Below are 7,349 nucleotides of genomic sequence, written 5' to 3' on the forward strand. Positions count from 1 at the left end.
GACGGAAAGCACATTAAGTGCTTTCCTTTGCGTGCGGAACTAGCGATAAAGTTCATATGCGCCGCCCGGCTCCCGCGGCTCTCAGGGGCTCCCATCCCAAATGCGGAGCAAAGCTCCGCACACCATCTTTTTCTTTCAGCTAAAGCACGCCGGAAATTCGACGCAGCTGGCTAACCTTGCCGGACGTTGTCGACGCCAAACCAGCTCAGAAGCTATATCGATACAGAAAGGTCCCCGGACGGAGGGGCCGGATATAAGGTTTATCGCGAGTTCCGCACGCAAAGAAGGCCACTTAATGTGGCCTTCGTCTTGCGCAGGACTGTAGAGCAGGAAACCTTATATCCGGCCCCTCCGTCCGGGGACCGCGCCGTACCAGCTACAGCGTCATGTTTGGATCGGCGTCGACGTCGAACGGCGAGATTTCTCCTCGGTCGAATTTACGGCGGGCAACCTCTGCGATCATGGCGGCGTTGTCGGTGCACGCCGAAAGCGGTGGCACCGTTACGCGGATCCCCTGACGCCCAAGCTTCTTGATCATCATCTCGCGCAGATGCGGATTAGCCGAGACGCCGCCGCCGATGCAGTATTCCTTGCATCCGGTGGCATGCAGGGCGTTTTTGGCCTTCTTGTACTGAACGTCAAAGACGGCTGCCTCAAACGAAGCCGCCAGATCGGGCAGGTGAATCGTGCGCCCGGCCTTGGTCTCCTGCTCGATGTAGAGCGTCACGGCCGTTTTAAGACCCGAAAGCGAGAAACGATAGTCTCCCCTGCTGTTAAGCGCGCGAGGAAAATCGATCGCGCGGGGGTTGCCCGTCTCGGCCAGCTTGGAGATGATGGGGCCACCGGGATAGCCCAGACCCAACGCCTTGGCTACCTTGTCGAAGGCCTCGCCCACAGCATCGTCGAGTGTCTCACCAAGTACCTCGTAGTCGCCCCATGCCTTCACGTGCACGAGCATGGTATGACCGCCCGAGACGAGCGTGAAGATAAACGGCGGCCTGAGATCGGGCTGCGCCAGCAGGTTGGCGAACAGATGGCCCTCCAGATGGTTGACGCACACGAGTGGCTTGCCGGCGGCATAGGCAAAGCCCTTGGCGAAGGCGACGCCCACTACCAGAGCACCCACCAGGCCCGGACCCTGCGTCACGCCAACAGCGGCGAGTTCGCTCGGCGCGATGGCTCCACCCTCAAGACCAAGGGATGCTGCGGCATCCTCGAGCGCCGCATCCACGACACTCACAATCACCTCAACGTGTTTGCGCGAGGCGATCTCGGGCACCACGCCGCCAAAGCGGGCGTGAAAATCAATCTGTGTCGACACCTGGTTGGCCAGCATATTGCCATCCGCATCGATAATCGCCACGGCCGTCTCGTCGCAGGAGCTCTCGATAGCGAGCACTAGGCGGCGGCGCTCAATTTCGGCACGCTCCCCCTCGGAGCGCCCAGGCGCAGGCAGCGGCCATACGCGCTGCTCTGCCGCCGTCGGCTCGGGCGAAGCATTATCGACCGGAAGCACCAGGGGCAGCGGAGCCGTCATGACGATGGCGTCCTTGCCGGCACCATAGTAGCCGCGGCGACGGCCAGCCTCGGTAAAGCCCAGAGCGTTATAAAGCGCGGTCGCTCCCTCGTTACCGTCCTCGACCTCGAGCGAAGCCGTAGTGCAGCCGAGCATCTGGGCATCATAGCTCACGTGCGACAGCAGCTTGCGGGCAATGCCCTCACGGCGATGTGCCGGGTCGACGGCGACATCCAGAATCTGCACATCACCGTCCACGACCATACCGCCGGCAAGGCCCAGCAGCTTGCCGTCGTCGTGTGCCACCCACCAACTACGCGGCGCAGCGACGTCCTCGCCCAGTTCGGACAGGAACATGCCCGGCGTCCATGCCTCGTGTCCGGCACCTTCAAAGCAGGCAGCCTCCAGCGCGCTTGCGCCCTCGGCATCCGCCGCGCCCATGGGACGGAACTGCAGATGACGACCGGCGAGCTCATCGGCAACACCCGTAATTTCGCTCTGCGCACTCTCGGCAAGACCAAGACGCTTGCGCTCGTTTTCCTCGGCATCCGAAAGGCGCGTGTAAATCGGCAGGACGCGGGCCGGATCGCCGTCACCCGCAGCGTGCGCGAGCAGCAAGCCCTCGCCCGAAGGCCACCACAGGTCGCGCTCCACGCAGCGGGCGGCCTCGTCCTCACCCAGCAGCTTGCCATAGCGCACTAGACCGTCACCGGTCAGCTGAACCTGGCCCCAGTCCGCTGCTTGGCGCCACTCATCGAGCGCCACGGCGGCCTTGACCACGTGTTCGCGCTCAAATTGACGCTCGGGACCCTCATCGACCAGCATATACAGCGCCGGATATACCTCACCGCGCATAGCATCGGCCAAGATACCAAGCTTGCCGCGCACGCCAGCCTTCCACGCCGTCCAAGCGCAAGCGTCGAGCATCGACACGCCCAGCAGCGGAACATTGGCACCACGCGCGAGGCCCTTGGCAGTGGAGATGCCGATGCGCACACCCGTAAAGGACCCCGGGCCGCGGCCGACCACATAGCAACCAACATCGCTGCGATCCAGACCGGCTTGAGCCAGCACGCCATCAACGGTATTCACGAGCTCAACGTTGGCGTGACGGCGACACATGTGGTCGCCACTCACGAGCTTCGTCTCACCCGTCTGCCCATCAATCCAGCTTGCCGCGCAGGCAAGCATGTCGGTCGAGGTATCGAGCGCCACCACCAGCGCGTTGTCGTTATGCAAGCTCATCTTGTACAGCCTTATCAATCAAATGGGAAAGCTCCATTGCGCGGTCACCGTGCGCCTCAAGCGTTATCGTTCGCACATCGCTGTCGCCCTCATCACGCTTGAGCGTCACCGAAAGATACTCATCCGTCAGCTCGTCCTGGAATTGTTCGCCCCATTCCAGCAGGCAAGCACCCTCATAGCCCAGCACATCGAAAATGCCCGTATCCTCGAGCTCGTAGGCATGCTCCAGGCGGTATAGATCAAAGTGAAACAGCGGAATACGACCTTGATCGTGAACGGCCATGAGCGCAAACGTAGGACTCGTAACCATATGCCCATCGCCCAGCCCGCGCGAGACGCCCTTGGTAAAGTGAGTTTTGCCCACTCCCAGGCCACCGGTCAGGATGAGCACATCTCCGTCCTCAAGGCACGGTGCAATTAGCTCGCCAAAGTACTCCGTATCGGCAGCGCAAGTCGTTTTGTAAGTACCTACCCCCAGGCGCTCCAGGGACATATATGCTCCTTATTATTCCGAGGCGTCCTCTGGTGCGGGATGTCGCCCCAGATAGTCGCCCAGCATCTTAAAGTCTTCCTCCAGCAGCTCCTGCCACGCTGGATTGCGTAGCGCTGCTGCCGGATGGAAAGTGGGCATCACCACAAAGTGCCCCATCTGATGGAACCTGCCGCGCAGCTTGGTAATGCCGATCTCGGTCTTGAGCACAAAGTGCGTTGCGGGGTTGCCGAGCGTCACGATGATATCGGGCCAGATGCTTCGAATCTGCTCGCGCAAAAACGGTGAGCAAGCCAGCACTTCCTCGGGGCGCGGATTGCGGTTTCCCGGCGGGCGGCACTTAAGCACGTTGGCAATGTAGACGTCTTCGCGTTTGAGCCCCGCCAGCGACAAAATGCCGTTGAGGTCCTCGCCTGCCGCCCCCACAAAGGGCTCGCCCTGCAAATCCTCATTACGGCCCGGCGCCTCGCCAATAAACATCACGCGAGCGCGGGGGTTTCCCACGCCAAACACGATGTTGTGGCGCGACTGGTAAAGCTGGCAAAGGTGACAATCGCCCAGAACGGCCTCGATCTCCTCGAGTGCGACCTCACGCGGCGCCTGATGGCTATGGCCGGGAATGTGCATGACGCCCATAGCGACTCCTACACGTAGACCTTGTCGAGACGCATACCGAAGCCGCAAGCGACCTCGTAGTTAATCGTGCCGCGTAGGCGCGCCATCTCGTCCATGGTAATCTCGGCATCTCCATCGCGGCCGACAATGATCATCTCGTCACCATACTCGGCCTCGGGAATCTCATGCGCCGGGTTGGACTGAATGGCGACCATAAACTGGTCCATGCAGATATTGCCCACCTGACGCACACGCTCGCCGCGATACAGCACGTCCATACGATTGGAAAGCGTACGCGAAAGGCCATCGGCATAACCGATCGGAAGGGTGCAGATCTGAACGCGCGTGCGCGGTACGCGGTAGGTAAAGCCGTAGCCCACGCCCTCGCCCATCGCAGGATGCGCCACGCGCGTCACACGCGCGTGGACGCTCATGACGGGATCAAGCTGCATCACGCGACCACTCAGCTCACATGGCTGCAGACCATACAAACCGATGCCGGCACGAATCATGTCAAAGTGCATTGAAGAATCGAGCATCGAGGATGGCGTATTGGCACAATGCACGATACCGCATTCAAAACCTGCGTCCTTAATGGCCTGAACGGCCTCGGTAAAACGCTGGCACTGCAGCTTGTAGTCCCAACCCGAAGGTTCATCGGCCGTGGCAAAGTGCGTAAATACACCGTCGCACTGAATACCGCGATGGAAGCTGATGCCGCGGACAAAGTCGAGCACCTGCGTGTAGTGAACGCCGATACGATTCATGCCCGTCTCGATGGCGAGATGATACTTGCCCACTTTGCCCGCCGCGACGGCACATTCGCCATACGCAAGAGCAAAGTCAGACGTATAGACCGAGGGCATGATATCAAACTCGAGCAACGTCGGAATGGCCTCGATAGGCGGCTCGCTTAGGATGAGGATGGGTTTCGTAATCCCGCCCTGTCGGAGCTCAACGCCCTCGTTAACCGTCGCCACGGCAAACATGTCGGCACCGGCCGAATACATGATCTTGGCGCACTCAACAGCTCCATGACCATAAGCATCGGCCTTGACCACGCAGCACAGGCGCTGACGCGGATTCAACAAGTTCTTATAGGCCCTCGTGTTGCGACGGAGCGCCCCGCGGTCGATCTCGACCCAGGACCAGCGCGTCAAATCGGCTTTATTCATGATTAGTCATCCGACCCTTCGTCCATGATTCCCAGATCTTCGAGCGCATCCTTTGCCGCCAGCTCCATGGCAGGACCGATCAAGTCGATAAGATCGGTTGCGATAACGCTCTTCTCACCATACTTCGTCGCCGCGGCAAAACCGGCGTAGCTGTGAAGTGCGACGGCGTACGAATACAGCAACTCCCAACGATCCATCTCGTCGCGCATGGTGGCAAGCGTGCCGGCCAAAATACCCGCCAGAACATCACCCGAACCGGCAGTTGCCAGAGAAGCCGGACCCGAGAGTGGCAGCAGCACGCGCTCAACACCACAGATAGCCGTCGTCGGCCCCTTGGCAATGACCACCAGATTGTCGGAGCCTGCAGCCCAAACAACCTTCTGCGCGGCCGCAATCGCGGTACTAAGGTCGTTCACCTCGTCACCGGCAACCAGACGCGAAAGCTCACGATAGTGCGGCGTCATAACCAACGGCTGCTCGCGGCGATACATCTCGGGGTTACTATCAATACCGTCAATGGCAATCTTAGCAAGGCAGTTGAGTGCATCGGCGTCCATAATTAGCGGTACATCAAGCTCGAGCAAGCCCGAAACCACCTGCATAGCGCCGGCAGACGTCGTCATACCGGGACCGCACAGCACGCAGCTGTACTTCTTTGCGATCTCGCACACCGTCATGCGCGCAGCGGCGCCAAAGGAGCCGCGGGAATCAGACGGAATAGCAAAGACCGGAATCGAAGGAAGTGCCATGCGAATGAGATTGGCGCAGGCGTCAGGAGCCGCGACTGCCACGTAACCAGCACCCGCGCGAGCTGCAGACTTGGCCGCCATAATGGCAGCACCAGGATATTGCGCAGATCCGGCGACAATAAGCACGGAGCCACGGGAATACTTATCGATATTCGATGGTAGCGGAGCAAAGTAATCAACTAAGTCACCGGGCTCGACAATCTCGGCGGCGTGGTCGACATCATCGATGACCTCGTCAAGACGGTCGTAAAGATTGCCGCAGATCAAATCGCCAGCATACTCAGGACCATCAGCGCTATACAGACCAATCTTGGGCGCAATCATCGTCACCGTGCGCTCGGCACGAATGCAGTCGTCATCAACAACGCCCGTCTCGGCATTCAGGCCCGAGGGGACATCAATGGATACGACACAATCGGCGCATTCATTGACCGTAGGAATCCAAATGGAGAACGGCGCACGCAGATTCCCGTGGAAACCGGTACCAAAAATGGCATCGACAACAACATCGGCCCTATCGATCAAAACCTCGAGTTCATCACGCGAGGGGCCGACGCAAACGTGCACATCGCGGCCGGCAGTACGACGAGCAACATGACGTGCCAGAGCAGCAGGAATCTCATCCGGTTCAACCGGAGAAACGATATCCACGTCCACACCCTTATGGCTCAGGATATCGGCGGCAACCCAACCGTCGCCACCATTATTACCAAAACCGACCAAAACGAGAACCCGATCGGGATTGAGCTTCAAGACCTCGTTAGCGGCAAACTCACCCGCTAGCTCCATAAGCTCGGCCTTCGAAGTCCCTTCGCGTTCGATGATATCCTCGAGACGAACGACTTCTTCGGTACTCAAAACCGGTTTCATCTATGCTCCTAGCGTATCTTGCGAAGCATCGCCCAGGTGCTCCGTCAATGCTGAATTCTGCAGCTGCTCGAGCTCATCTAATACAGAGCGAGCCTCTTTAAATGTCTGCGCAACGCGTTTCTTGGTGCTCACCTTTTCATCTTTTGGCTTAGGCCGAGCATCTTCGGTAATCGCGATGGCATTCGCAACGGCCAAGTCTCCCGTAAGCGTAATGGAAAGAGCGACCTCAACAACGCCCAGTTCTTGAGCGATCTCGAGAGCACGGCCCGAAAGCAGCGCCTTCGGTTTGCCGAGTTTATCACGCGTTACCGAAACATCCTTGCGACCCACGCCTTGACTAAAACCCGTGCCGAGAGCTTTAAGCACCGCCTCGCGCGAAGCAAAGCGGCTCGCATAGTGAGCAGCGGGACGCGATGATGCATCGCAATACGCACGCTCTTCTTCGGTAAACACACGCCGAGCAAACGACGGCGTCTTTTCAAGAATTGATTTCATGCGGGAAATCTCGACGATATCAACGCCGATACCAGCTTCAGCCATGTTCACCTCCATATCGCACAGACTAAGTTATTGTAGCCCGTTCACAGAAGATGCGACAAACGAGGGTTATAAAACACAGCTACTATGTGAGACAAATTGCCCGAGATACAAAAAAGGGGGAGGCCGCGAGGCCTCCCCCTTCTTCAAGT

Annotated in this window: 6 protein-coding genes; all 6 read right to left on the bottom strand. The window is 59.1% G+C overall.

The window, feature by feature from the left end; all coding sequences use genetic code 11:
* Positions 1-376 precede the first annotated feature (376 nt).
* From tsaD to acpS, 6 genes are read right to left on the bottom strand one after another with little or no spacing between them, the layout of a single operon-like run.
* Positions 377-2,761, bottom strand: a complete 2,385-nt coding sequence (tsaD, locus tag DW003_RS09680) for a tRNA (adenosine(37)-N6)-threonylcarbamoyltransferase complex transferase subunit TsaD (protein WP_118388865.1) — start codon at positions 2,759-2,761, stop codon at positions 377-379.
* Positions 2,748-3,254, bottom strand: a complete 507-nt coding sequence (gene tsaE, locus DW003_RS09685; RefSeq protein ID WP_006235849.1) for a tRNA (adenosine(37)-N6)-threonylcarbamoyltransferase complex ATPase subunit type 1 TsaE — start codon at positions 3,252-3,254, stop codon at positions 2,748-2,750. The genes tsaD and tsaE overlap by 14 nt, the downstream gene beginning before the upstream one ends.
* Before the next feature lie 12 nt (positions 3,255-3,266).
* Positions 3,267-3,887, bottom strand: a complete 621-nt coding sequence (locus DW003_RS09690; RefSeq protein WP_117565042.1) for a uracil-DNA glycosylase — start codon at positions 3,885-3,887, stop codon at positions 3,267-3,269.
* A gap of 8 nt (positions 3,888-3,895) precedes the next feature.
* Positions 3,896-5,041, bottom strand: a complete 1,146-nt coding sequence (gene alr, locus DW003_RS09695) for an alanine racemase (RefSeq protein WP_117630070.1) — start codon at positions 5,039-5,041, stop codon at positions 3,896-3,898.
* Between the two features lie 2 nt (positions 5,042-5,043).
* Positions 5,044-6,660 (bottom strand): NAD(P)H-hydrate dehydratase, encoded by a 1,617-nt coding sequence (locus tag DW003_RS09700; protein ID WP_118388867.1) that lies wholly within the window; start codon positions 6,658-6,660, stop codon positions 5,044-5,046.
* On the bottom strand, positions 6,661-7,200 hold the full coding sequence (acpS, locus tag DW003_RS09705; protein WP_117655164.1) for a holo-ACP synthase: 540 nt from the start codon (positions 7,198-7,200) through the stop codon (positions 6,661-6,663).
* Positions 7,201-7,349 lie beyond the last annotated feature (149 nt).

Source organism: Collinsella sp. AF36-3AT (assembly GCF_003475205.1).
GTDB lineage: Bacteria > Actinomycetota > Coriobacteriia > Coriobacteriales > Coriobacteriaceae > Collinsella > Collinsella aerofaciens_AF.